This window comes from Stenotrophomonas sp. FR024 (genome assembly GCF_047500745.2).
GTDB lineage: Bacteria > Pseudomonadota > Gammaproteobacteria > Xanthomonadales > Xanthomonadaceae > Stenotrophomonas > Stenotrophomonas maltophilia_A.
On the sequence record NZ_JAXAXM020000018.1, the window covers coordinates 1 to 24376 of the forward strand.

General features: G+C 66.8%; 23 protein-coding genes. 14 read left to right on the top strand and 9 right to left on the bottom strand.

The annotated features are described in order from the left end of the window. Positions 1–154: 154 nt before the first annotated feature. Positions 155–1222 (top strand): metal-dependent hydrolase, encoded by a 1068-nt coding sequence (locus ACMZ91_RS17385; protein WP_049461582.1) that lies wholly within the window; start codon positions 155–157, stop codon positions 1220–1222. 172 nt (positions 1223–1394) lie between these two features. Here ACMZ91_RS17385 and ACMZ91_RS17390 read toward each other — a convergent pair whose 3' ends face one another. From ACMZ91_RS17390 to ACMZ91_RS17410, 5 genes are all read right to left on the bottom strand, one after another. After that, complete coding sequence (locus tag ACMZ91_RS17390; protein WP_032129690.1) at positions 1395–2222, bottom strand: class I SAM-dependent methyltransferase; 828 nt, start codon at positions 2220–2222, stop codon at positions 1395–1397. A gap of 174 nt (positions 2223–2396) precedes the next feature. Then, positions 2397–3392, bottom strand: a complete 996-nt coding sequence (gene dusB / locus ACMZ91_RS17395; RefSeq protein WP_049425080.1) for a tRNA dihydrouridine synthase DusB — start codon at positions 3390–3392, stop codon at positions 2397–2399. 147 nt (positions 3393–3539) lie between these two features. Then, positions 3540–3971 carry a hypothetical protein gene (locus ACMZ91_RS17400; protein ID WP_049425064.1) on the bottom strand — a complete coding sequence of 144 codons (432 nt, stop codon included), beginning with the start codon at positions 3969–3971 and terminating at the stop codon, positions 3540–3542. A gap of 148 nt (positions 3972–4119) precedes the next feature. Then, complete coding sequence (locus tag ACMZ91_RS17405) at positions 4120–5085, bottom strand: ribokinase (RefSeq protein WP_032129936.1); 966 nt, start codon at positions 5083–5085, stop codon at positions 4120–4122. Between the two features lie 25 nt (positions 5086–5110). Beyond that, entirely contained in the window at positions 5111–6409 is a 1299-nt protein-coding gene (locus ACMZ91_RS17410) for a NupC/NupG family nucleoside CNT transporter (RefSeq protein WP_010481870.1), read from the bottom strand. A 193-nt stretch (positions 6410–6602) separates the two neighbouring features. Here ACMZ91_RS17410 and ACMZ91_RS17415 point away from each other — a divergent pair, with 193 nt between their 5' ends. The 7 genes from ACMZ91_RS17415 (at position 6603) to ACMZ91_RS17445 (ending at position 13232) form a co-directional block, all read left to right on the top strand. After that, positions 6603–7574 (top strand): aldo/keto reductase, encoded by a 972-nt coding sequence (locus tag ACMZ91_RS17415; protein WP_049461583.1) that lies wholly within the window; start codon positions 6603–6605, stop codon positions 7572–7574. A 289-nt stretch (positions 7575–7863) separates the two neighbouring features. Further along, positions 7864–8058 carry a hemin uptake protein HemP gene (hemP, locus tag ACMZ91_RS17420; protein ID WP_005412278.1) on the top strand — a complete coding sequence of 65 codons (195 nt, stop codon included), beginning with the start codon at positions 7864–7866 and terminating at the stop codon, positions 8056–8058. 153 nt (positions 8059–8211) lie between these two features. Beyond that, positions 8212–10455 carry a TonB-dependent hemoglobin/transferrin/lactoferrin family receptor gene (locus tag ACMZ91_RS17425; protein WP_349675293.1) on the top strand — a complete coding sequence of 748 codons (2244 nt, stop codon included), beginning with the start codon at positions 8212–8214 and terminating at the stop codon, positions 10453–10455. Between the two features lie 4 nt (positions 10456–10459). Beyond that, positions 10460–11059 (top strand): ChuX/HutX family heme-like substrate-binding protein, encoded by a 600-nt coding sequence (locus ACMZ91_RS17430; protein ID WP_032129934.1) that lies wholly within the window; start codon positions 10460–10462, stop codon positions 11057–11059. A gap of 73 nt (positions 11060–11132) precedes the next feature. Then, positions 11133–12059 (top strand): DUF6607 family protein, encoded by a 927-nt coding sequence (locus ACMZ91_RS17435; protein WP_049461580.1) that lies wholly within the window; start codon positions 11133–11135, stop codon positions 12057–12059. Positions 12060–12313: 254 nt separating this feature from the next. Next, the gene (locus ACMZ91_RS17440) at positions 12314–12844 is read left to right on the top strand and encodes a hypothetical protein (RefSeq protein ID WP_049461579.1); all 531 of its coding nucleotides are present in this window, start codon (positions 12314–12316) and stop codon (positions 12842–12844) included. Continuing rightward, complete coding sequence (locus ACMZ91_RS17445; protein ID WP_143048246.1) at positions 12831–13232, top strand: hypothetical protein; 402 nt, start codon at positions 12831–12833, stop codon at positions 13230–13232. Before ACMZ91_RS17440 ends, ACMZ91_RS17445 begins: the two co-directional genes overlap by 14 nt. A 215-nt stretch (positions 13233–13447) precedes the next feature. Here ACMZ91_RS17445 and ACMZ91_RS17450 read toward each other — a convergent pair whose 3' ends face one another. From ACMZ91_RS17450 to ACMZ91_RS17460, 3 genes are all read right to left on the bottom strand, one after another. Next, positions 13448–13939: a hypothetical protein gene (locus ACMZ91_RS17450; protein WP_049461577.1), complete on the bottom strand. Its 492-nt coding sequence runs from the start codon at positions 13937–13939 to the stop codon at positions 13448–13450. 102 nt (positions 13940–14041) lie between these two features. Then, on the bottom strand, positions 14042–16558 hold the full coding sequence (locus ACMZ91_RS17455; RefSeq protein WP_049461576.1) for an ABC transporter permease: 2517 nt from the start codon (positions 16556–16558) through the stop codon (positions 14042–14044). Then, on the bottom strand, positions 16555–17202 hold the full coding sequence (locus ACMZ91_RS17460) for an ABC transporter ATP-binding protein (RefSeq protein WP_049461575.1): 648 nt from the start codon (positions 17200–17202) through the stop codon (positions 16555–16557). The genes ACMZ91_RS17455 and ACMZ91_RS17460 overlap by 4 nt, the downstream gene beginning before the upstream one ends. 75 nt (positions 17203–17277) lie before the next feature. On the opposite strand from ACMZ91_RS17460, the gene ACMZ91_RS17465 reads away from it, so the two are divergent. The 3 genes from ACMZ91_RS17465 (at position 17278) to ACMZ91_RS17475 (ending at position 20150) form a co-directional block, all read left to right on the top strand. Further along, positions 17278–17922, top strand: coding sequence for an arylesterase (locus tag ACMZ91_RS17465; protein ID WP_049461574.1), 645 nt, complete (start codon positions 17278–17280; stop codon positions 17920–17922). Positions 17923–18009: 87 nt separating this feature from the next. Beyond that, the gene (locus ACMZ91_RS17470) at positions 18010–18723 is read left to right on the top strand and encodes a response regulator transcription factor (protein ID WP_002811889.1); all 714 of its coding nucleotides are present in this window, start codon (positions 18010–18012) and stop codon (positions 18721–18723) included. A gap of 155 nt (positions 18724–18878) precedes the next feature. Beyond that, positions 18879–20150 carry a sensor histidine kinase gene (locus tag ACMZ91_RS17475; protein WP_032129926.1) on the top strand — a complete coding sequence of 424 codons (1272 nt, stop codon included), beginning with the start codon at positions 18879–18881 and terminating at the stop codon, positions 20148–20150. Positions 20151–20381: 231 nt separating this feature from the next. Here ACMZ91_RS17475 and ACMZ91_RS17480 read toward each other — a convergent pair whose 3' ends face one another. Next, complete coding sequence (locus ACMZ91_RS17480) at positions 20382–21083, bottom strand: SGNH/GDSL hydrolase family protein (RefSeq protein WP_049461812.1); 702 nt, start codon at positions 21081–21083, stop codon at positions 20382–20384. A 213-nt stretch (positions 21084–21296) separates the two neighbouring features. Here ACMZ91_RS17480 and ACMZ91_RS17485 point away from each other — a divergent pair, with 213 nt between their 5' ends. The 3 genes from ACMZ91_RS17485 to ACMZ91_RS17495 all read left to right on the top strand — a co-directional run bounded on the left by ACMZ91_RS17485 (position 21297) and on the right by ACMZ91_RS17495 (position 23855). Further along, positions 21297–21692 carry a diacylglycerol kinase gene (locus ACMZ91_RS17485; RefSeq protein WP_032129924.1) on the top strand — a complete coding sequence of 132 codons (396 nt, stop codon included), beginning with the start codon at positions 21297–21299 and terminating at the stop codon, positions 21690–21692. 32 nt (positions 21693–21724) lie between these two features. Beyond that, a complete protein-coding gene (locus ACMZ91_RS17490) occupies positions 21725–22474 on the top strand; it encodes a TerC family protein (protein ID WP_004144462.1) in 750 nt (249 codons plus the stop codon). 220 nt (positions 22475–22694) lie between these two features. Continuing rightward, positions 22695–23855 (top strand): MFS transporter, encoded by a 1161-nt coding sequence (locus ACMZ91_RS17495; protein ID WP_032129923.1) that lies wholly within the window; start codon positions 22695–22697, stop codon positions 23853–23855. Positions 23856–24376: the final 521 nt, after the last annotated feature.

Consider the following 24376-nt stretch of genomic DNA (forward strand, 5'->3'; position numbering starts at 1 on the left):
CAAAAGCGGCCGGGACTTCGATCCGGCCATGCTGAAGGTGGGTCAAGCCTGCTTCCAGCAGGCTTGACCACGAACATAGGATCTCGACTCTACAAAAGAGCGCGAGCGGCTGTGCCATCAAGACGGCACGCCCGCAAGCCGCTAGCATCGGCCCATGGATTCCCTGACCCAGATCGTGCTCGGCGGCGCCGTCGCTGCTGCCATCGCCCCGCCCGGACATCGCCGTGCGGCCCTGCTGGCCGGTGCCGCGCTCGGCACCCTGCCGGACCTCGACGCCCTGTGGCTCGGCTTCACTGCCGCCGACCCGGTGGCGAACATGATCGAGCACCGCAGCTTCAGCCACTCGCTGCTGGTGCTGCCTTGGGTGGCGGCACTGATCTGGTGGTTGTTCAAGCGCTTCGGCAATGGCCGCGTCGCCCAGTCACCGGTGCGCTGGTTCTGGGCGATCCAGCTGGCGCTGGTCACCCATCCCATGCTGGATGCGTTCACCGTCTACGGCACCCAGCTGTGGTGGCCGCTGCGCCCACACCCGACCATGGGTTCCAGTGTCTTCATCATCGATCTCGGCTACACGGTATGGCTGCTGCTGGGCTGCGTGCTGGCCTGGTTTGGTCGCGCCCGCCCCTGGGCTGGCAAGGTGCTGGGTGTGGCGTTGCTGGTCAGCAGTGCCTACCTGGGTTGGGGCCTGATCGCCAAGGCGCAGGTCGACCGTGCTGCCCAGCAGAGCCTGGCGGCGATGGGCCTGGGCGATGCGCCGCGCTTCTCGGTGCCGATGCCGTTCAACACCCTGCTGTGGCGCGTGGTGGCAATGACGCCGAACGGCTACGTGGTGGGCGACCGCTCGCTGGTGGCCGACCACGGGCCGATGCGGTTCGAAGGCCACGCATCCAACGTGCAGGCCTTGCGCGAAGCGCAGGCCATCCCGGCGGTGCAGCAGCTGACGTGGTTCAATCGTGGCTTCATGCGTGCGCAGGTGGTGGACGGCCGGCTGGTGCTGAGCGACCTGCGTATGGGGCTGGAACCGGACTACACCTTCAACTTCGCGGTGGCCGAGCAGGCTGATGGGCAGTGGCGGGCGATCACGCCCGAGCAGGTGCGGGTGGATTACAGCAGCCCGGCTGCACGCGCCGACGTCGGACGCCGGTTGGCCGCGATGTGGCAGCGGATCTGGCATCAGCCGGCAGCACAGCCGGGTGCGGTCGACCACAGCGCCGTGCATTGATCCGTAGATCCACGCCATGCGTGGATGGCGCGGACATCGGCGATGGCAGCCACGCATGGCGTGGCTCTACTGCCTCCATCGGCGGTGCAGTGTCGCATCCGTAGATCCACGCCATGCGTGGATGGCGGGGTGCATCGGCCAAGGCAGCCACGCATGACGTGGCTCCACCGAATCAATACACCGTGGCGCGGCCCTGCACGAACGAATAGAAGAACACCGCGTTCGGATCGTTCTGCACCAGGCGGAACTCGCGACGCATGCCTTCCACGGTTTCCTCGTCCACCGATCCGGCCTGCAACAGCTGGTCGGCAGCCGACAGCAGCAGTTGTTCCCAGAACGCGATCATCGTCTTGCGACGGGCCGGTTCGCGGTTGTCCAGGTGGATGGTCTTGATCTCGGTGTGCACGTCGCGGAAGCCGCCGGCTAGCAGCAGGTTGCCCAGCTTGGCGCCGACGAACGGATCTCCCCCGTGGTCGTACTGGAAATCGTTGAAGGCCATCCAGTAGCGCCAGATATGCGGCGAATACGGGTCGAGCAGGAACGAGGCATTCATCACCTCGGTGATGTAGACCGGCGAACCCGGGGCCAGCACGCGGCGCACTTCGCTCAATACGCGTGCTGGTGACGGCACGTGCTCCAGCACCCAGCACAGGAACGCCGCGTCGAAGCTGCGTGCTTCGAACGGCAGCTCGCCGGCGTCGGCCTGCTGCAGGGTGTAGCGGTCGCTGCACCACGGTGTGCGCGCCAGGTTCTCGCGCGCGGTGGCCAGCTGTGTTTCGCTCAGGTCCACGCCGGTCACGTGCAGATCGGGGAAGCGGCGCAGCAGGATTTCGGTCTGCGCGCCGACGCCGCTGCCGACTTCCAGCAGGCGACGCGCGCCGCTGTAGTCGATCTGGCCGAAGATGCTCGATTCCAGCAGCCGTGCCTGGGTCATCAGGCGCTGCTGCTCGGTGCCGGAGAATCCGTGCAGGTAGGTCGGGGAGGAAATCGGCGGGGTCATGGGGGCGGGCTCTTGTAGCGTCGAGCGTGATCAATGGAAGGGGCGCGTAGAGTCGAGCGTGCTCGACTGTTCAGAAAGCCAGTCGAGCACGCTCGACTCTACGGTGTGGAGCAGTCGAGCAAGCTCGACTCTACGGATCAAGGCAGTCGGGCGGGTTACGAGGGGCTGGCGCGCTCAGGCTGCCGAAGACAACGCCGGTTCCCCGGCAATCAGGCGGTCGAAGTACTCGGTCGTCAATGCGATCTGGCTGGCCGGATCTTCGGCACGGTTGACCACCGCGCGGAAGGCGGCATTCTCCGGTCGATCCTTGGCGTACCAGCCCAGGTGCTTGCGCGCGATGCGCACGCCCTGCGGCTCGCCATAAAACGCATGCAGTGCATGCAGGTGGCCGAGCAGGATGTCGCGCACTTCTGCCAGTGACGGCGGCGGCAGTTCCTCGCCGGTGGCCAGGTAATGCGCCACCTCGCGGAAGATCCATGGCCGGCCCTGTGCCGAGCGGCCGATCATCACTGCATCCACGCCGGTTTCCTTCAGGACGTAGGCGGCCTTCTGCGGCGAATCGATATCGCCGTTGGCGATCACCGGAATGCGCAGTGCGGCCTTGATCTCGCCGATCGTGGCGTACTCGGCCTGGCCGGTGTAGTGCTGGTCGCGGGTGCGGCCGTGCACCGCCAGTGCGGCGATACCGCTGTTCTCTGCGATGCGCGCGATCACCGGACCATTGCGATGGTCGCAGTCCCAACCGGTACGGATCTTCAGCGTGACCGGCACGTCCACCGCGTTGACCACGGCTTCGAGGATGCGCGCCACCAGCTGTTCGTCGCGCATCAGTGCCGAACCGGCCCAGGCGTTGCACACCTTCTTGGCCGGGCAGCCCATGTTGATGTCGATGATCTGCGCGCCGTGGTCCACGTTGTAGCGGGCGGCTTCGGCCAACTGCTGCGGCTCGGTGCCGGCGATCTGCACGCTGATCGGTGCCGGCTCGCCGTCATGGTCCATGCGATGGATCGACTTGCGCGTGGTCCAGAAGCGCGGGTCGCTGATGGTCATTTCCGAGGCGGCCAGTCCCGCGCCCAGCCGTTTGCACAGCAGGCGGAAAGGCTTGTCGGTGACGCCGGCCATGGGCGCCAGCACGACGTTGGGGGCAATGGTGTACGGGCCGATCTGCATGCGCCCATTGTAGGGCGCGGGCGGCGGTACGGCCGTGTCGGGCGCGGTCCGGTTCAGGCCGATCCGCACCCAGCTCATGCCGTACCGGCATCAACAGATGCTTGACGGTTGCTTCCGCCGCCCCCAAGGGCGGGCGATGGTAGGCGGCTACCCCAGGCTCTGCCAGGCCTGGCGGGTCCCCAGCGCGAAGGCCAGCCCCAGGCTGAGGCAGGCCAGTGAACTGAGTACCCAGAAGTGCCGGCCGTTGTAGCCGGGCCGGAGCAGCGCCAGCCCGAAGCCCATCGCCGCGCGCACCAGCAACAGCAGGGCGATGCCCGACAGCACCGGACGGCTGGCCGGCAGCGGCGAATGCCAGCCTGCGGCTGCCAGCGCGTACAGCGTCCAGGCCACCAGCACGGCAGTAATGCCGGCGGTCATCAGTGGTGGCCACCAATGCCCCGCCTGTGCCAGCCGGACCATGCGCTGGCCAGCGCCGAACCACCGGTACCAGGGTGCCCCAAAGGCAATGCAGCCGATATGCAGCAAGGCTGCGATGGCACTGCCGGCGGCGGCAACCAGCAACCAGGGGAATCCGTCCATGTCCTGCCCGTGCAGAGAAGCTGCGCGGATGTTCGGCGAGGGGCGGGGTGAGGGCAATGCGGCAGGCGGTCGCAGAGCTGGACAATGGGCAAAAGAAAGGCCCGGATGCCAGCGCACCCGGGCCTTCCCATCCACGCATGGCGTGGATCTACTTCACTTCCACGTCGGCCGGGGTGAAGCGCGGCATTGCCGCAGCAGCGCCTTCCTTCTCGGTCGAACGACCGGCGAACTGGTTGGCGAAGCGCACGTGGCGGGCGAACGGGGCGTCGGCCACCTGCGCCAGCGACGCGGCCAGCGCACCGTTGAAGGCGTCACCGGCACCGGTGGTGTCGATCGCCTGCACCTGTTCGGCACCCACGCGGTAGTACGGCTGGGTATCGCCGCGCAGGTTCTCGTCGGCATGCGACACGAATACACCCACCGAACCCAGGGTCACCACCACGGTACCGTTGCCGACCAGCTTGCGGCACAGCGCATGCAGGCTGGCACCATCCAGCGCGGCGACGTCGTTGGCATCCACGCGCTCACCGACATGGCGGCCGAGCAGGGCTGCGAACTCGGTCTCGTTCGGGGTGATCACATCGGCCAGCTTGAGCAGGCCGATGGTCGAAGGGGCGTCGGCCGGTGCGGTGTTGAGCACGGTGGTGACGCCGGCCTCGCGGGCCGTGGCCAGCGCCGCTTCGATGGTCTGCACCGGCGATTCCAGCTGCACCAGCACCACCTTGGCGCCGGTCAGCAGGGCCTGCTGCTGTTGCAGGAAGTCGGTGCTCAGCGCGGCGTTGGCACCCGGTCCGATCACGATGGTGTTGCGGCCACGGGCATCGACGTAGATGCCGGCGGTGCCGGTCGGCTCGCTGCTGGCCTCGGCGATCAGCGCGAATCCATCCTGCGCGGCCAGCTCACGGGCGGTGGCACCACCGGCGTCGTCGCCCAGCGCGCATACGAAGTGCGTGTCGGCACCGGCGCGGCAGGCCGCCACGGCCTGGTTGAAGCCCTTGCCACCGGGGCCGGTGCTGTAACGGCCGGCAATGGTCGCACCCGGTGCCGGCAGCGACTCGCACCGCCACACGTGATCGACATTGAAGGAACCGACGACAACGACACTGCTGCTCATAGGGAATCTTTTCTCAACCAAGGGTTCAACTGAAGTGCGTCAGCACGCCGGCGATGGTCGCCGTCATGAAGGTGGCAATGGTACCGCCCAACACCGCGCGCAGGCCGAACTTGGCCAGATCGTGGCGACGTTCCGGGGCCAGGCCGCCGATGCCGCCGATCTGGATCGCGATCGAGCTGAAGTTGGCGAAGCCGCACAGCGCGTAGGTGGCGATCAGGCGACCTTCCTCGGACAGGCTCACGCCGGCGATCTGACCGTTCACGATCTGCGACAGCTCGGTGTAGGCCACGAACTCGTTGATCACGACCTTCTGGCCGATCAGCGAACCGACGGTGGTGGCATCGGCCCACGGGGTGCCGATCACCCAGGCGATCGGGGCCAGCACGTAACCGAAGATGGTCGACAGGTTGGTCGGCTTGCCGATGGCAGCGGCCAGGCCGGTCACATCGCCGATCCAGGTCAGCGGGGCGTTCAGCAGCGCGATCAGGGCGATGAAGGCCAGCAGCATCGCACCGATGTTCAGCGCCAGCTTCAGGCCGTCACCGGCGCCGGCTGCGGCCGCGTCGATGATGTTGCTGGAGGTCTTCTCGACTTCCATCTTCACCGTGCCGCGGGTCAGCGGGGTGCCGGTTTCCGGAATCAGCAGCTTGGCCACGACCAGCGTGGCCGGCGCGGCCATGATGCTGGCCGCCAGCAAGTGCTTGGCGTAGAAGGCCTGCTGCGCCGGATCGCCACCGCCGAGCATGCCCACGTAGGCCGCCAGCACGCCGCCGGCGATGTGCGCCATGCCGCCGATCATCATGGTCAGCAGCTCGGACTGGGTCATCCTGGCGATGTACGGGCGCACGGTCAGCGGCGCCTCGGTCTGGCCGATGAAGACGCTGGCGCAGACGCTGGTGGTTTCCGCACCCGACACGCGCATCACCTTGGTGATCGACCAGGCCATCACGCGCACGATGCCCTGCATGATGTTGAGGTGGTACATCACCCCCATCAGCGCAGAGAAGAAGATGATGGTCGGCAACACCTGGAAGGCGAAGATGAAGCCGTAGTTCTTGGTGTCCATCAACGAGCCGAAGATGAAGCCCGAGCCCTCGTTGACGTAGCTGAGGATCTTGACGAAGCCCTTGCCCAGCGCGTCGAACACGTCGCGCCCGCCCGGCACCAGGATCACCAGCGCCGCAAAGGCGATCTGCAGGGTGATACCGGTGGCAACCAGCTTCCAGTCAACCGCGCGCTTGTTATTGGAAAACAACCAGGTGATGCCGATCAGCACCGCCAACCCGAACAGGCCGAAGCCGATCCTGCCCAAACCTTCGACCATGTGAGTGACTCCCCTAGGGCGTCGCGAAAAACGGGAAGCCTAGTGCAGGGCAGGGGCCGGGGCAAGAAAAAGCAGCGTGCGCGCGGCCAACGGTACCGATCAGGCCAGCAACGGCAAGGGCTTGCGGCTGGCGGCGGCGGGTAGAATGGGGTTCGATCCCGGCCCGGATGCGGGCCCGCAGCAGGAGATTCGCATGCAATACCGTCGCCTGGGCTCCACCGGCCTGCCGATTTCCGCCTTGTCCTTCGGCGCCTGGGTGACCTTCGGCGACCAGGTCCCGCGCGATGAGGCCCGCAACCTGGTGGCCGCCGCCTGGGATCATGGCGTCAACTTCTTCGACAACGCCGAGGGTTATGCCAACGGCCGTGCCGAACAGGTCATGGGCGACGTGATCACCGACCTGCGCCTGCCGCGCGACGGTTTCTGCGTGTCCAGCAAGGTGTTCTTCGGCAGTGCCAAGGACCCGCGGCCGACCCAGCGCGGCTTGTCGCGCAAGCACGTGACCGACGCCTGCCATGCCGCGCTCAAGCGCCTGAGGGTGGACTACCTGGACCTTTATTACTGCCACCGCCCGGATCCGGACGCGCCGATCGCCGAGACCGTGCACGCCATGGATACCCTGGTACGGCAGGGCAAGATCCTCTACTGGGGCACCTCGGAGTGGTCGGCGGCGCAGATCCAGCAGGCGCTGGACATCGCCGAGGCGCGCAACCTGCAGGGCCCGTCGATGGAGCAGCCGCAGTACAACCTGTTACACCGCGAGCGGGTCGAGGTCGAGTACGCGCCGCTGTATGCGGGTGCCGGCCTGGGCACCACCATCTTCTCGCCGCTCGCCTCGGGCCTGCTCACTGGCAAGTACGACCAGGGCATCCCGGCCGATGCGCGGCTGGGGCGGGAAGGCATGGAGTGGTTGCAGGGCCTGGTGCTGGGGGCCGACGCCGGGGCCCGCCTGGGCCAGGTGCGGCGCTTCAGCGAGGTGGCACGCGCGCTCGGCCATGCCCCGGCCACGCTGGCCATCGCCTGGTGCCTGCGCAACCCGAACGTTTCCAGCGTGATCCTCGGCGCAAGCCGGGTCAGCCAGCTGCTGCAGAACCTGCAGGCACTGGACGTGCTGGAGCAGGTCGACGCGGCCGGCTGGGCCCAGGTCGAAGCCGTCTTCGCCTGACAACCCTTTGGAGAGTCGAGCCACGCTCGACTCCAGGTTGGTCGGGCCTTTGTAGAGTCGAGCCATGCTCGACTCCGCACGTAGCGCGGGCATTTCCAGGCGACGGCGCGAGAGCAGTCGAGCGTGGCTCGACTCTACAAAAGCCGTGTGCCCCCACCTTTCAATATATGAAATCTATCGAATTTCAGAATTCGATCATTAATCTCATCAATCAAATTGAGAATGGTTGTTGATTGTCAACTGAGAATCATTATCATTTAACTCGTCCCTCGCACGAGTCCAGATGCTCATGAATGCTCAACCTGTACTGCTGCGCCCCGAAACGCTGACCCTCCGCGATCGACCGGTCCGCGTCGTTCCGCCGGAAGAGGTCATCGACAGCGAAGCCCTGCTCAAGGGCCGTCGTGAAATCCTGATCCAGCACGGCGACCGCTTCTATCGCCTGCGGCACACCAGCAACGACAAGCTGATCCTGACCAAGTAATCGCGGCCTGGTCGCCCGCCTCCCTCCCTCCTGCCGGCAGCGCCGACAGGGTGGGCGACCCGTCCGCTCCCGCTCTCTCCCCCTCGGTCTACCGCGTGCACCTTCCGGGTGTGCCGGTAACCGGGGGTTCCCCTGCCTGACCGAACGAACCCGATGACCCGCCATACCGCCCTGTGTCTTGCTGTCTGGATGGCGTTGCCGCTGTCCGCCCACGCTGCTGCCACCGCCGCCCCTGATGCGCGCGAATTCGATCGGGTGCAGGTCACCGCCACCCGCACCGAGCGGGCCGTGAGTGACGTGGCGGCCACCGTGGACGTCATCGACCGCGAGCAGATGGACCGGCACCTGGTGCAGGACATCAAGGATCTGGTGCGCTACGAGCCGGGCCTGTCGGTCACCCGCAGCGCGACCCGCTTCGGCCTGGATGGTTTCCGCATCCGTGGCCTGGACGGCAACCGTGTGCGCATCCAGACCGATGGCATCGTCATGCCGACCCGGTTCGACATCGGTTCGTTCGCCAGTTCCAACCGCAACTTCACCGACCTCGATACGCTCAAGCGCGTGGAGATCGTGCGCGGCCCGGCCAGCTCGCTGTACGGCTCCGATGCACTGGGCGGCGTGGTGGCGTTCGTCACCAAGGACCCGGCCGACTACCTCAAGGACGGCAAGAACAGCTACTTCGGCCTGAAGTTCGGCTACGACGGTGAGTGGAAGGGCCTGCTCGGCGGTGCCACCGCCGCCTTTGGTGGCGACCACTGGAGCGGCCTGGTCAACGTCAACCACCACCAAGGCCAGGAAACGGACAGCAAGGGCACGGTGCGCAGCGACAACGACACCCGTACGGCGTCCAATCCGCAGGACCGCGACGGCCGCAGCCTGCTCAGCAAGCTGGTCTACGCACCGAGCGAAGACCAGCGCTTCCGCCTGACCGTGGAAGGCAACGAAGACACCACCGATACCAATGTGTTGTCGGCGATTGCCAGCGTTGCACCGCGCCCCGGCGCGATGGCTGCGGCTACTGGCATGAAGTCCCACGACACGCAGAAGCGTACCCGCGTGTCCTTTGCCCACGAAATGGATGCGCTGGACCAGCCGTTCGCCGACAGCCTGCATTGGCAGGTGTATGCGCAGAACAGCGAAACGCGGCAGCAGACCGACGAGACCCGCACCGACGGCAGCCGCCGTCACCGCGTGTTCTCCTTCGACCAGCATGCCTTTGGCCTGCAGGCGCAGTTCAACAAGGCGTTCAGCACCGGCAGCGTCGAGCACGCATTGACCTACGGCTTCGAAGGCACCCGTACCGAGATCCGCCAGAAGCGCGACGGCTACCAGGTCAACCGTGCCGGTGTGGTCAGCAACACCGTTACCCCCGACACCTTCCCGGTGCGTGACTTCCCGATCAGCAAGACCACCGAGTTGGGCCTGTACGCGCAGGATGAAATGCGCCTGGCCGACGGCAAGCTGTCGCTGGTGCCGGGCGTGCGCGTGGACCGTTACGAGCTGAAGCCGGAAGTGGACAGCATCTTCGCCGAAGACAACCCGACCACGGCCGTGGCGCAGCTGAAGAAGACCAGCGTGTCGCCGAAGCTGGGCATGGTCTGGCGCTTCACCGACCAGTGGTCGCTGTTCGCCGGCTATGCGCGTGGCTTCCGTTCGCCGCCGTACAACGACGTCAACATCGGCCTGACCAACGTGGCCTTCGGCTACACCGCCATCGCCAACCCGGACCTGAAGCCGGAAACCAGCGACGGCTACGAGCTTGGCCTGCGCTTCATCGCGCCGGCGGCGTACGTCAGCGTCAGTGGCTACTACAACGACTACAAGGATTTCATCGAGTCCAACGTCGATACCGGCCGCAACGCACAGGGTTTGACCGTGTTCCAGTCGCAGAACATCGCCGACGCGCGCATCTATGGTGCGGAAATGAAGGCCGGCATCGAATTCGGTGAGCTCAGTCCGGCGCTGAAGGGCTGGGCGCTGCGCAGTGCGTTGGCCTGGTCGCGTGGTGACAACCGGACCGATGACGAACCGCTGGCCTCGGTCGATCCGTTGCGTGGCACGCTGGGCCTGATGTACGACACCGATACATGGGGAGTCGAACTGGCCGGCACCTTCGTGCAGCGCAAGAAGCGCCTGCCGCCGCCTGCTGCGCAGACCAATCCGAACGCACCGGCGCCGTTCGTCTACCAGCCGGCCGGCTACGGCGTGCTGGACCTGATGGCGCACTGGAACTTCGCACCGGGTGCGACCTTCAATGTCGGCGTGTTCAACCTGGCCGACAAGCGCTACATCGAATGGTCGTCCATCACGCCGAGCCTGATCACCAATCGCGCACTGAGCGATCGTTTCAGCAGCCCGGGCCGCACCTTCTCCGCCAGCCTTGCCGTTTCCTGGTGACCTCATGAGCCGAGCACTGTCCGCACGCAGGAATGACTCCATCGCCGCGCCGCACAGCGCGGCCTGGCCGACCCCGGCACAGCTGGCCACGCTCGGCACCGTGCTGTGCCTGTACCACGCCGACGGCAACGAGCTGGGCGGCTGGCGCCAGGCCGTACGCGTGCATGCCTGCCAGGGCGTGGACAGCGAAGGCCTGCGCGAAAGCCTGTGCTTCCTCGATGGCCGCGGCCGCTGCGTGTGGCGCCTGTACCTGCTGCCGGACAGCGACTTCCTGGCCTGGGACCGGCTGGTGGCTGCGCTGCCGCCGGGGCCCGAGCACGACAGCGATGGCAGCGTCGGCGAACGCCTGTGGCGGCGCCTGGCCGGTCATCTGGGTGGCCAGCGCTGGCGCCTGTGCGCGCTGCGCCTGCATGCCGCCGACGATGGCCGCACGCTGGCCGCCAGTCTGTCGACCCTGTCCTCGCTGGGCGCAGCCACCGCGCGCCGCATTGCACGGCTGGAAGGTGCCGAAGGCGAGCTGGCAATCGACGATTGCTGCTGTGCCGATGCCGCGCGGCGTCCGGCGCCGCGAATTCCCGGCGACCTGCCGCTGATCCGCCTGTGACCCACTCCTGATGGAACGCCTGTCGGCCACGGACGGCCTCTCAACGCATCTGCAACCCCGAAGGAAGACCCCGATGAAGCTCCAGACAGCCAGCGCCCTGCTTGTGCTCGCCGCCAGCGGCGTGGCCAGCGCGCAGCCCTCCGATATCGCCCGTGACCACGACAGCATCCTTGCCATGCAGGGTGAGTACACCGTGGACTTCGCCTTCGACGAGACCGTGCTGCTGAAGCCGGGCTACGAGCGCGCGCCGGCGATGCGCAGCGGCGGCAGCGAAGTGGTCATCGTGGTCGAAGACACGCCGAAGCGCATCGTGCTGCAGCACCTGCTGCTGGACGAGAAGAGCGGCCACATCACCAAGCACTGGCGCCAGGACTGGGTGTACGAAGCACCGAACCGTTTCGAGTTCAGTGCCGACCAGACCTGGAAGGTGCGCAGCATTCCGGCGGCGGTGAACCAGGGCGCCTGGACCCAGTGCGTATACGAAGTGAGCGACGCACCGCGCTATTGCGGCACCGGCACCTGGACCTACACCAACAACGTGCCGAGCTGGACCAGCGACCTGAGCTGGCGTCCGCTGCCGCGCCGCGAGTACACCAAGCGCAGTGACTACAACGCGCTGGCCGTGATCAACCGCCACACGCTGACCCCGAACGGCTGGACCCACGAGCAGTTCAACACCAAGGTGCAGCGCAACGCCGATGGCAGCCAGGTGGAGACCGCCCGCGAGTTCGGCTTCAACGACTACGTGAAGACCACCGAGGTCGACTTCACCCCGGCGCGCAACTACTGGAAGGCCACCGCCGGATACTGGGCCAAGGTGCGCCAGCGCTGGGATGGCTTCCTCGGCCAGGCCCCGGGGGTGCACCTGAAGACCAAGATCGACGGCATGGCGATGATCATCCCGATGTTCACCCAGGCCGAAGAGATCCAGGCCGGCAAGAAGGTGAAGGACAAGCAGATCGACGACGTGTTCGCCAAGTACGTGGAAAAGGCCCAGTAAGTCGAGCCCTGCTCGACTCATGGCGCAGATCCTCTGGTCAGGTGCAGCGCCGCGTATCCGCTTCTGGTAGGTGCCGAGCTTGCTCGGCACGCTCTTCGCCGGCGATTGCACGTGGCATCCATGCTCGGGGTCGCGTTACATGGCGCCTGATGCGTATCGCTTTGACGTAATTCGCCACATTCTCTCGAAACCTCCGCTCGGAGGTTGGGTGTGCGATAGGGTGGCTGCCCACGCCGCCCTTGATCATCCCACCGATGAAGCTCTCCGACCTCTGTAGTCAACTGTTGTCCGGCGAAGCCTGTGACGACATCGACAGTTTCCATCTCGAAATCGACGACTTCGAGGAGGTGGAACTTGTCTCGCGCTTGAGTCGGATTGATGGAGTGCTGGAGCGCCTTGGGCCTCGATGGACCTCGGCCTATCTGCTCAGTCTCTGCAGTCACGTGCTTTCAACAGTCCGCATTTCCGGTCGTGCACGTGATTCAGCCGATGCGAAGATGTTCCTCGCATTGAGCTTCACCGACTTCGAGCTGCACGCGCAAGAGGGCATCCTGCTTCCAAGCGTCTTCTATTATCCAGGCCCCGAAGGGGTTGCGTTCGGGAGCCACCGTCGGCACGAATCCGACAGGGCGGCTTCGGCTGAAATCGACATCGTGCGCTCCGTGTTCGAAGATGCTGGCATGCTCGCTGGATTTCGCTTCTGCGAGAGCCGCACTGATGGTCCTCCAGGTCACGACGTGGTTCGTGTCCTTGCGATTCCATTGCTCGAAAATGAGGTTCGCTGATGCTCGTGGAAGAGCGCCAGTTGTTCGAAACGTACCTGTCCGATCCGCAGTTCATGATCGTCTCGAACAGCATTTCCTCGACGCGTTCACGGCCGGCATCCAGACGGCCAATCTGCGTGCTGAAGACTTCCGCAGCCCGCATTACAACGTGTTCTTCGTCGATGGTACGAAAGACCGCGAAGCCAACCCCATTTTCTCCGCCAAGCATCTGATCAGCGGCAACATCGTCCGTATCGTCATTTTCGAAAGCCCTCCGGACTACACCGAAGTCCACAACCGGGTAGGGGATGACAATGCCAAGGACGAGCTCTGCGTGTTCACAGCGCTTTCGGGAATGCAGCGTGCGATGGATACGACCGTGGCTTGGGCAAAGCAGCAGGCGTTGTGAGCCGCATCCACGCATGGCGTGGATCTACCAACCCCTGCTTCCGGTAGGTGCCGAGCTTGCTTGGTAGGCTCTTCGCCGGTGATCGCACACCGCATCCACGCGTGATGTGGATGTGCCGTGCCGGATATCTGCTCCTGGTAGGTGCCGAGCTTGCTCGGCACGCTCTCCATCGGTGATCGCACGCTGCATCCACGCCATGCGTGGATGCGGTGCACTCAAGACGCCTTCTCGCCCAAGGTGGTCAGGTCCAGCCCGGCGTCCTGGAACGCACGCAAGGTGGCCTGCAGGCTGGCCTCGTCATCGCGGGTGCGGACGCCCATGACAGCTTGGTGGCAACGCACTCGATCCGTGCTGCAGGCGCTACGGTCCGGCAGCAGCAGCGCGGTCTGTGCGACGAGGATCGCCATGTGCGCCACTTCCTTTCTCGGCTTCGGTTGGCCCCGGTAGAACCGGTCGAACTCAGCACGCAGGTCGGCCACCACGCCGGCATCGCTGCGCGTGCGTGACACGCTGGCCGGAACCAGATAGGTCGGGTGGCCCTCGAGGAAGGCTTGCGCTTCATCAGCCAGCACCGTTTCCAGCACGAAGGCCTGCACCGCGTCAGGAACATAGCCCTCCGCCGCGCGGGCGCCTGCGGGTAGCACCGCGGTGAGCAGCGGGGAACTGGCCAGAAGGATGCGCAGACAGAGGCTGTATTTCATCTTCATTCCTTGAACCTCGGGAGCGCGGGAGCAACGTTCCGCGCTTCCGGACGATCTGATCGGGTGGGGCGCGCAGCATAGCGCCCCCCCGAGCGTGTCACGATCGCGTCAGGCTTCGCGCAGGGCCAGTGCCGGTGGCGTATGCAGGATCGCGCGCGTACCCCACCAGCCTGCCAGCAGGCTCAAGCCGATGCCGACCACGCCGCCGATCAGCAGGCCCGGCCACGGCGGCAGCAACGGCAGTTCGAACACCTTCTGCGAGACCGCCACGCCGATCGCAGCGGCCGCGCCCACCGCCAGCAACGCGGCCAGCGTGCCCAGCGTACCGAATTCCACCAGCACCGCGCCACGCAGCTGGCGACGGGTCGCGCCCAGCGTGCGCAGCACCGCGCTGTCGTAGCGCCGTTCGCCCGCCGTGGCCTGCAGCGCGGCCAGCAGTACCAGCACGCCGGCCAGCAGACTGAACACCATCACCAGCTGCACCGCCTGTGCCACCCGTTCCATCACATCGCGCACCTGCGAGATCACCGCATCCACGTCCAGCAACGACAGGTTCGGCTGCGCGCGTACCAGCTCGCCCAGTCCGGCGGCCTTGCCGGCCGGTAGATGGAATGCCGACAGCAGGTTGTGTGGCGTATCGCCCACCGCATTCGGGTTCAGCAGCACGAAGAAGTTCGGACGGAAAGTGTTCCAGTCGGCCTTGCGCACGCTGGTGACAGTGAACTCGCGTTCCTGCTCGCCCACCGCAATGGTGATGCGGTCGCCGGGATGCACGCCGTAGCGCTTGGCCCAGCCGATTTCCACCGAGGCTTCGGCGGCGGTGCTGTCTGCCTTCCAGAAGGTGCCGTTGACCAGTGTGTTGGCCGGCGGGAAGCTGCTGCGCCAGCTGAAGTTCAACGGCCGGTTCTCGTCGTCGTCATCGCGCTGGCCTTCGCCCTGTGCCGGCTGCCCGTTCTGCTCAGGCGAGCGGTCCACGCGCAGCGGCGGCTTGCCGTTGATCGCGATCAGGCGGCCAGTGGCCATCGGTTCGATGCTGGCGTCGTTGGCGCCCAGTCCACGCAGTGCGGCCAGCACGCTGTCGCGCTGTTCGGGCTGGATGTTGATCAGGAAGTAGTTCGGCGTATCCGCGGGCAGTCGCTCGCGCCACTGCTGCAGCAGGCCGGGGCCGGTCACCGCCAGCAGCAACAGCGCGCACAGCGACAGCGACAGCCCCACCAGCTGCATCACCGCCAGCATCCGGCGCCGGGTCAGCGCGGCCAGTCCCAGCCGCCAGTGGCCATGCAGGCGGTGCTGCAGGCCGCGCAGCAGCTGCAGCAGCACGAAGCCGACCACGCCGGCCGCCACCGCCAGCGCGGCCAACCCGCCCAGCACCCACAGCGCCAGCTTGAGATCACCGGTGACCTGCACCGCCAGCAGCAGGCTGGCCGCCAGGGCAGCCACGTAGGCCAGCAGCGAGGCCGGCGGCAGGGCGGCGAAGGAACGGTTGAGCACCCGCATCGGCGGCACCCCGCGCAGGCGCAGCAGCGGCGGCAGGCCGAAGCCGAACAGCAGCAACAGCCCGATGCCGGCACCGGTCAGCGCAGGCATTGCCTCGGGCAGCGGCAGGCGCTGCGGCACCAGGCTGCCCAGCACCTGCACCAGGCCTTCCTGCGCCGCCATGCCCAGGCCGATGCCGAGTGCGCAGGCCGGCACCGCCAGCATCAGCAGCTGCAGTGCCAGACCGGACAGGATGTCGCGCTGGCGCGCGCCCAGGCAGCGCAGGATCGCCACCTGGTCGATGCGGCGCAGGGCGAAGCGGTTCGCCGCCAGCGCCGTGGCAACACCGGCCAGCAATACCGCCAGCAGCGCGCTGAGGCCGAGGAAGCGCCCGGCCAGGTCGAACGCCTGGCGCACGCCACGCTGGGTGTCGTCCACACTCAGCAGGCGCAGGCCCTTCACCTGCGGCAGCAGCCATTGCCGAAGTGCCGCGATCGGTTCTGCTGCTCCGGCGAACATCAGCCGGTAGTTGATGCGGCTACCCGGACCGAGCAGGCCGGTGCCTTCCACATCGGCGCGGTTGACCAGCAGGGTGGGGGAAAGCGTAAGCAGGTCGCCGCCGGTATCCGGCTCGGCCTCGATGATGCCGGCGATGCGCAGCGTGCCAGCGCCGAATTCAAGGTCGTCACCGGCCTTCAGTCCCAGCCCCTGGAGAAGGCGTGGGTCGGCATAGGCCTGGCCTTTGGCCGGCATGCCGGCGTTGTCGATCAGGGCGCCCCCGGGCGTGGCCCGCACCCGCAGCGTGCCACGCAGCGGATAGCCCGCCTGCACCGCCTTGATGCTGGCCATCTGGCTGGCATCACCGTTGAAGAGCACGCTGCCGAAGCTGGCGATACGGGTGTAGGCCAGTCCGCGCCGCTGCGCCTCGTCGGCGAACGCCTGCGGCGGGTCATCGCGCCCGGCGATGCCGAGGTCGCCGCCTAGCATTTCCGCTGCGCTGCCGGTCAGTGCCAGGTTGACCCGGTTCACCAGCGTGCCGACTGCGGTCATCACCGCCACGCCCAGCACCAGCGCGGCGAACACGGTCAGCAGGTCGCCGGCCAGCGCCTCGCGGCGCAGCGCGCGCCACGCGTGTTGCAGCAGGTTCATGCCTGCGCCCCACGCTCGACCGGCAGCAGGCGGCCGTCGTCGATGCGGTGGATGTACTGGCAACGCTGGGCCAGGCGCAGGTCGTGAGTGACCAGCACCAGGGTGGTGCCGCTGCCGGCGTTGAGTTCGAACAGCAGGTCGCTGATGTGCTGGCCGGTGGCGTGGTCCAGCGAGCCGGTCGGTTCGTCGGCGAACAGAATGCGCGGGCGGGTGACGAAGGCACGTGCCAGTGCCACGCGCTGCTGCTCGCCGCCCGACAACTGGCGCGGATAGTGGCGGGCGCGATGGGCCAGGCCGACCTGGGCCAGCACTTCTTCGACCCGCGCCCGGTCTTCGCGCCCGGCCAGTTCCAGCGGCAGCGCGACATTCTCGGCGGCGGTCAGTGCCGGCAGCAGATGGAAGCTCTGGAACACGAAGCCGACTTCACGCGCGCGCAGCTGGGCGCGGGCCTCCTCGTCCAGCGCCGCCAGGTCCTGGCCGGCCAGCGCGATGCGGCCGCGGCTGGGCAGGTCCAGCCCGGCCAGCAGGCCGAGCAGGGTGGTCTTGCCGGAACCGGAGGCGCCGACGATGGCCGCGCTGGTCCCTTCATGGACGGTCAGGGTGATGTTGTCCAGTATGTGGACTTCACCCTCCGGGCCCTGCACGGATTTGCCGACCCGGTCGACGGCGATGGCAACGGACGCGCTGCGGGGGGACAGGCTGTCGATGAGGAGACTCCAATGCGCAAGACGGGATGGAGCCGGCGAGCCGGCGTGATGATGGTGCTGCTGCTAGGGTTCCTGCTGCTGCCCGGGCTGGCGTGTGCCAAAGGTCCGGCTGGCACCGTGCTGGTGCTCGGCGACAGCCTCAGTGCTGCCCACAATATCCCTGCCGACGCCGGCTGGGTGAGCCTGCTGCAGCAGCGGGTCACGCAGCAGTCGAAAACGCCGGCGCGCATCGTCAACGCCAGCATGAGCGGGGAGACCACCGCTGGCGCGCTGACCCGCCTGCCCGGCCTGCTGGCGAAGGAAAAGCCGACCGTGGTGGTGATTGCCCTCGGCGGCAATGACGCACTGCGCGGGCTGACCCCGGCGCAGGTGCAGGGCAACCTGGAAAAGATGGTGCAGGCCAGCCAGAAGGCCGGTGCCAAGGTGCTGCTGCTGGGCATCGACGTGCCGCCCAATTACGGGCCAGCCTATCGCCAGCGCCTTGCGGCGGCCTACAAGGCGCTGGCCACGCAGTACAAGTTGCCGCTGCTGCCCTTCCTGCTGGAGGGCGTGGCCCTGCAGCCGGGCATGATGCAGGCCGACGGCCTGCACCCGACCGCACAGGCGCAGCCGAAGGTGCTGGACAACGTCTGGCCGCTGCTCAGACCGCTGCTCTGAACCGTTTGTTTACCTCTTGACGGAACTTCACATCGCGTCCACCGTCGATCCGGCATGTTTCACAAAGCTGAAGTTAGAGGGAATCACATGCGTCAGACGAAGGAGACCTCCGGCTTGGTGCTGGTGGTCGAAGACAACCGCAACATCTCCGAGATGATCGGGGAATACCTGGAAGGTCGCGGCTTCGAAGTCGACTATGCACAGGACGGCCTGGATGGCTACCGCCTTGCGGCGGAGAACAGCTATGACGTCGTGGTGCTCGACTTGATGTTGCCGCGCCTGGATGGCATCGAAGTGTGCCGTCGCCTGCGCAACGATGCGCGCAAGTCCACCCCGGTGCTGATGCTCACGGCACGCGACACGCTGGACGACAAGCTCACCGGCCTCGGTTTCGGCGCCGATGACTACCTGACCAAGCCGTTCGCGATCCAGGAGCTGGAAGCCCGCCTGCGCGCGCTGATCCGCCGCGAGCGTCGCCAGGTCGGTTCGGAAGTGCTGAAGGTCGCCGACCTGGTGCTCGATCCGGTCAGCATGCGTGCCACCCGTGCCGGTACCGAGCTGCAGCTGTCGCCGATCGGCCTGCGCCTGCTGACCATCCTGATGCGCGAATCGCCGCGCGTGGTCACCCGCCAGGAGATCGAACGCGAGATCTGGGGCAACGGCCTGCCGGATTCGGACACCCTGCGCAGCCACCTGTACAACCTGCGCAAGATCATCGACAAGCCGTTCGACCGTCCGCTGCTGCATACCGTGCAGAGTGCCGGCTACCGCATTGCCGACATCGCCCAGCCGATGGCCTGAGCAGGCCCGCGCCGGTGCAGCCGCAGGCCGGGCCGGGCTGCGGCCAGGCACAAGGGCAGGGGATGACCGTCCGGCAGTGCCGCCGGTCATCGCCCGTGCATCCCAACGGCGCGGTGCGCTGCCTATAATCGCAGCGCTCTGACCGGGACCCCGCAATGCCGCACGGCCTGCCGCGCAAGATCCGTATCGCTTTCATCCTGCAGGCAGTGCTGGCCAGCCTGGGCATCCTGCTCGGTGCGTGGCTGGTTTCGCTGGTGATCAAGCACAGCCTGGTCGGCGCCGCCCTGCGCGAGGAGGCGGCGTACTTCTGGACGCTGCACGAGGCCTCGCCGGTGCAGCCGCCACCCAACACCCAGAACATCCGTGGCTACCTGCTGGAAAGCGGGCAGTCGGCCCTGTCGTTGCCGGCCAATCTGCGCAACCTGGAGCCCGGCTTCCACGAACTGCCCAAGGACGACCAGCTGGTGCTGGTCGATGTGCGCCCGGCCGGCCGCCTCTACCTGGTATTCCTGCGTTCGCGTGCGGAGATGCTGGCGTTCTGGTTCGGCATCGTGCCGGTGCTGCTGACCCTGCTGGCGGTGTATGGCGCCAGTTGGGTCACCTATCGTGCGTCCAAGCGCCTGGTATCGCCGGTGAACTGGCTGGCGCGGCGCGTCTCGCGCTGGGACCCGGGCCACCCGGAGGCGGCCGACCTGGAGCCGAACAAGCTGCCGGCGGACATGCAGGGCGAGACCCGCCAGCTGGCGGCCGCACTGCATTCGCTGGCCAACCGGGTCAGCGCGCACGTGGCGCGCGAGCGCAATTTCACCCGCGATGCCAGCCATGAACTGCGCACACCGCTGACCGTCATCCGCGTGGCCAGCGACATGGCGCTGGGCGATGACAGCCTGGAGCCGCGCCTGCGCCGCAGCCTGCAGCGCATCCAGCGTGCCGGCCGTGACATGGAGGCGGTGATCGATGCCTTCCTGATCCTGGCCCGCGAGGCCGACGTCGAACCCCAGGTCGAGCTGTTCGACGTCAATGACATCGTCCGCTACGAAGTGGACAACGCCAACGAACTGCTGGGTACGCGCCCGGTGTCGGTGCATCTGCACAGCGATGGCCCGGTGCAGCTGCATGCGCCGCCGCGGGTGCTGCAGGTGGTGGTCAGCAACCTGGTGCGCAACGCGTGCAGTTACACCGATGAGGGGCGCATCGACGTGCATGTGCACAACGATCGGGTTGTGGTGCGCGATACCGGTATCGGCATGTCGGCCGACGCACTGTCGCGGGCCTTCGAGCCGTTCTACCGCGCCGAGCCGAGCCGCCCGCAGGGCACCGGCCTGGGCCTGTCGATCGTGCGCCGGCTGTGCGATCGCTTTGGCTGGAAGGTCAGCCTGGCCAGCGAGCCGGGTCAGGGCACCGAGGCCACGGTGATCTTCCGGTAGAGGGCTTTTGCCGGGCTGCGCCCGGCACCCGCCGAGGCGACATCAACATCAAAAGCGGGCATTCCGTGAAATGGCGGGGCGGTGTGGGTTTGCAGGACACGCCGTAAACCCGTCCATGGGGGCTCGATGGCGCCATCCATGGCGCCAACGGTCCTGCAAACCCACACCGCCCCGCCTTCGACAGTTTCCCGCGATCCGCAGTAGATCCACGCCATGCGTGGATGGGGTTGCTCAGTTGCACTTCACCTTCGGCGCCAGCGCCTTGGTCCAGATCGCATAGCCGGCCGGGGTCATGTGCAGCATGTCCTCGCGGAACAGCGACGCATCCGGCTGGCCGTCGGCGCCCAGCATCGGCGTGTAGACGTCGGTGAAGCCGGTATTGGGCAGCTTGGCCAGCGCGGCCTTGATCAGCGTGTTGGCCTCGTTGATCGCCGGCAGCAGGTGCGCGCGCGACGGGCTTGGCTTGATCGACAGGTACTCCACCTTCGTCTTCGGCAGGTCGCGATGCACGCGCTGCACGAAGGCAACCACATCGTCGCGCACCTGCACGGCGCTGCGGCCGCTGTTGAGGTCGTTGTCGCCGGCGTAGAAGAACACCTTGCATGGCGCATACGGCACCACGATGCGGCCGGCGTACCAGGTGCTGTCGCGGACTTCCGAGCCGCCGAAGCCGCGGTTGAACACCGGCTGGCCGGGGAAGTCGGTGGCCAGGCTCTCCCAGAAGCGAATCGAGGAGCTGCCGATGAACTCGATGCCACCACGCGGCGGCGGGCTGGCCTGGTCGGCGCTGGCGAAGTGGGCCATGTCGCCGGCCCAGGCCACGTTGGAGACCTGCTCGGGCACGCGCGGCGGCTTGGCCGGGCTCAGCGCCTGGGCCAGGGGGGCGGCGGTCAGCAGGCCCAGCATCAGCAGGCAGGTACGGCGACGGGACATCAGGCGCTCCAGCAGGGAAGGGGAAAGCCATCATAGAAGCTGGGGCGGGCCGGGGCTTGCCCCTGGCAGTCCATTCACCGGGCCGGTGCCGGGATGCGGCTGGCGGCCTTGTGGCAAAATGGCGGCCATCTGCCTATCCCTGTGCACCCATGATTCCCTGCCGTGCGTCTGAGCGGTCGCTGCGCCGCGCCCCTGTTGCTGGATGTTCCACCCGTGGCTGATCAGTTCGGCCATCTGCCCCGCGGCCCGCGCCGCATCTTCCAGGCCGCGCGCTGGTCCTGGCAGGGCCTGCGCGCCGCCTGGCTGCATGAGTCCTCGTTCCGGCTGGAGGTCTACCTGCTGATCCTGCTGACCCCGGTCGCGGTCTGGTTGGGCCAGACCCCGGTCGAGCGTGCGCTGCTGATCGGCTCGATGCTGCTGGTGCTGGCGATGGAACTGGCCAACTCGGCCATCGAGGCGGTGATCGAACGTTACGGCAGCGAGATCCACGAGCTGGCCGGCCGCGCCAAGGACATGGGTTCGGCGGCAGTGTTCGTGCTGATGATGAACGTGCTTCTGTGCTGGGCGCTGGTCGTGGTCCCGCATGCAATGGCCGGCAATTACGGCTGATCCCCATTCCCCCACTGCCCTGAAGAGTTTCCATGTCCTTTGAGTTCCTCGCCGACCCCAATGCCTGGGTGACCCTGTTCACCCTGAGCGCACTGGAAATCGTGCTCGGCATCGACAACCTGGTGTTCATTTCCATCGCGGTCAGCAAGCTGCCGGAAGAGCGTCGCCCGTTCGCGCGCAAGCTCGGCATCGCCGTGGCCTGCATCACCCGCATCGCCCTGCTGGTGTCGCTGGCCTATCTGGCGCACATGTCCGCCAACCTGTTCACCGTGGCTGGTATGGGCATCTCCATCCGCGACCTGGTGCTGATCGTCGGTGGCCTGTTCCTGATCATCAAGGGCTACATGGAGATCAAGGAGCTGATCACCGGTGGCGAAGACGAGAACCCGGCCACCAGCAAGGCCTCGGGTGTATTCGGCATGGTCATCCTGCAGATCGCCATCATCGACATCGTGTTCTCGCTGGACTCGGTGATCACCGCCGTCGGCATCGCCGATCACATCCCGGTGATGGTCGCCGCCATCCTGCTGTCGGTGCTGGTGATGCTGCTGGCCGCCAACCCGCTGGGCCGCTTCATCGACGCAAACCCGACCGTGAAGATGCTGGCACTGGCCTTCATCCTGCTGATCGGTGCGGTGCTGATCCTGGATGGCCTGGACGTGCACGTGCCCAAGCCCTACATCTATGCGGCCATGGGTTTCTCGGTGCTGGTGGAATGGCTGAACCTGCTGATGCGCCGCCGCGCACGCGATCACCACGTGCCGGGTGCTGGCGACTGGTAAGCAGATCACAGGCAAATGTGTGTCCCAGAACCCCCGGCCAGCGCCGGGGGTTCTGCGTTATGGGACCCATTGGGCTCGCCGGGCCATGCCCGGCGGGGAGGTTCCCGCCAGCTGTGAATTGGGGTCAACAGTGTTTTCCCGGGGCGAGGCTTAATCCGGGCCGACAAAGCGCGCAGGCTACGCGCTCTTTTCCAGGACCTGCCCCACGCAGGATGACCCCATGAACTCCAGAGCCGCCTTGTTGGCCCTTGCCGTCGGCGCCTTCGCCATCGGCACCACTGAATTCGCGCCGATGGGCCTGCTGCCTGTCATTGCCGACGGCGTCGGCGTGAACATTCCAACCGCCGGCATGCTGATCACCGCCTATGCCGTGGGCGTGATGCTGGGCGCGCCGGTGATGACCCTGCTGATGGGACGGTTTGGCAAGCGCACCGCGCTGATGCTGCTGATGTCGATCTTCGTGGTCGGCAACCTGCTCTCGGCACTGGCCCCGAACTACGGCCTGCTGTTGCTGTCGCGTCTGGTCACCAGCCTCAATCACGGTGCCTTCTTCGGCATCGGTGCGGTGGTTGCCGCCAGCCTGGTGCCGAAGGACAAGCAGGCTGCCGCCGTGGCCACCATGTTCATGGGCCTGACCATCGCCAACATCGGCGGTGTGCCGTTGGCCACCTGGGTGGGCCAGCAGCTCGGCTGGCGCCTGTCCTTCGCCGGTACTGCGGTGCTGGGCCTGGTCGCGATCACCGCGCTCGGCCTCGCACTGCCGGCATCCGCGCCGGGGCCGCGCCCGGACGTGCGCCGCGAACTGAGAGCGATCCTGCAGCCGCAGGTGCTGCTGGCGATGGCTACCACCGTGCTTGGCGCCGGCGCGATGTTCACCCTCTACACCTACGTGGCGCCGGTGCTGACCGAGCTGACCGGTGCCTCCAACGCCTTCATCGCGATGTCGCTGGCGCTGATCGGCATCGGCTTCACCTTCGGCAACGGCATCGGCGGGCGCATGGCCGACTGGTCGCTGGATGGCGCCACCCGCATCCTGCTGGCGGTCCTGGCCGTGTTGATGTTCGTGCTGCCGCTGGCCTTCATGAATCACGCCACGGCGGCGCTGGGCGTGCTGCTGTTCGGCGCGGCGACTTTCGCCATCGTGCCGCCGTTGCAGATCCGAGTGATGCAGGCGGCCAGCGAGGCGCCGGGACTGGCGTCGTCGATCAACGTCGGTGCGTTCAACCTGGGCAATGCCGTGGGTGCGGCGCTGGGCGGTGCGGTGATCAGTTCGGGCCTGGGCTACGCCGCGATTCCGGTGGCCGGTGGCCTGCTGGCGGCCTCGGGGTTGCTGCTGGCATGGCTGGGGCGTCCGCGCACTGCGGTGGCCGAGGCTTGCTGAGGAGTGTTGGATTCCGGCAGGGCTTGCAGCCCTGCACCCGCCGAATCAACGTCAACGTCAACGGCAAAAGCCTGCATTCCGTGGGTTGGCGGGGTGGGTCCGGTTGAGGGGGACGCTGCAAGTACGTCCATGTAAGCTCGGTCGCCGCATCCATGCGGCTCACGCCCCCTCAACCGGACCCACCCCGCCTTCGACAGATTCCCGCGGTCTGTCGGAACGTCGTTCTGCTTTGGCAGGTGTCGACCTTGGTCGACACGAATGCCTGAAGAACCGGCTTTTGCTTTTGCTTTTGCTTTTTTCTGATCTTTCCCGCGGTGGCAGGAAATTGTCCCTGGTCGGGAGGGTGGGTTGGCTGGGGGCGTGAGCCGCATGGATGCGGCGATCGAGCTTACATGGACGTACTTGCAGCGCCCCCCAGCCAACCCACCCTCCCGGCCAACCACAGAGAGCCCGCCAACCACCGCGGAGGGGGCGGCGCCCGATGGCCGGTCTTTCACCCGAACCATGGCATGCTCGGCGCC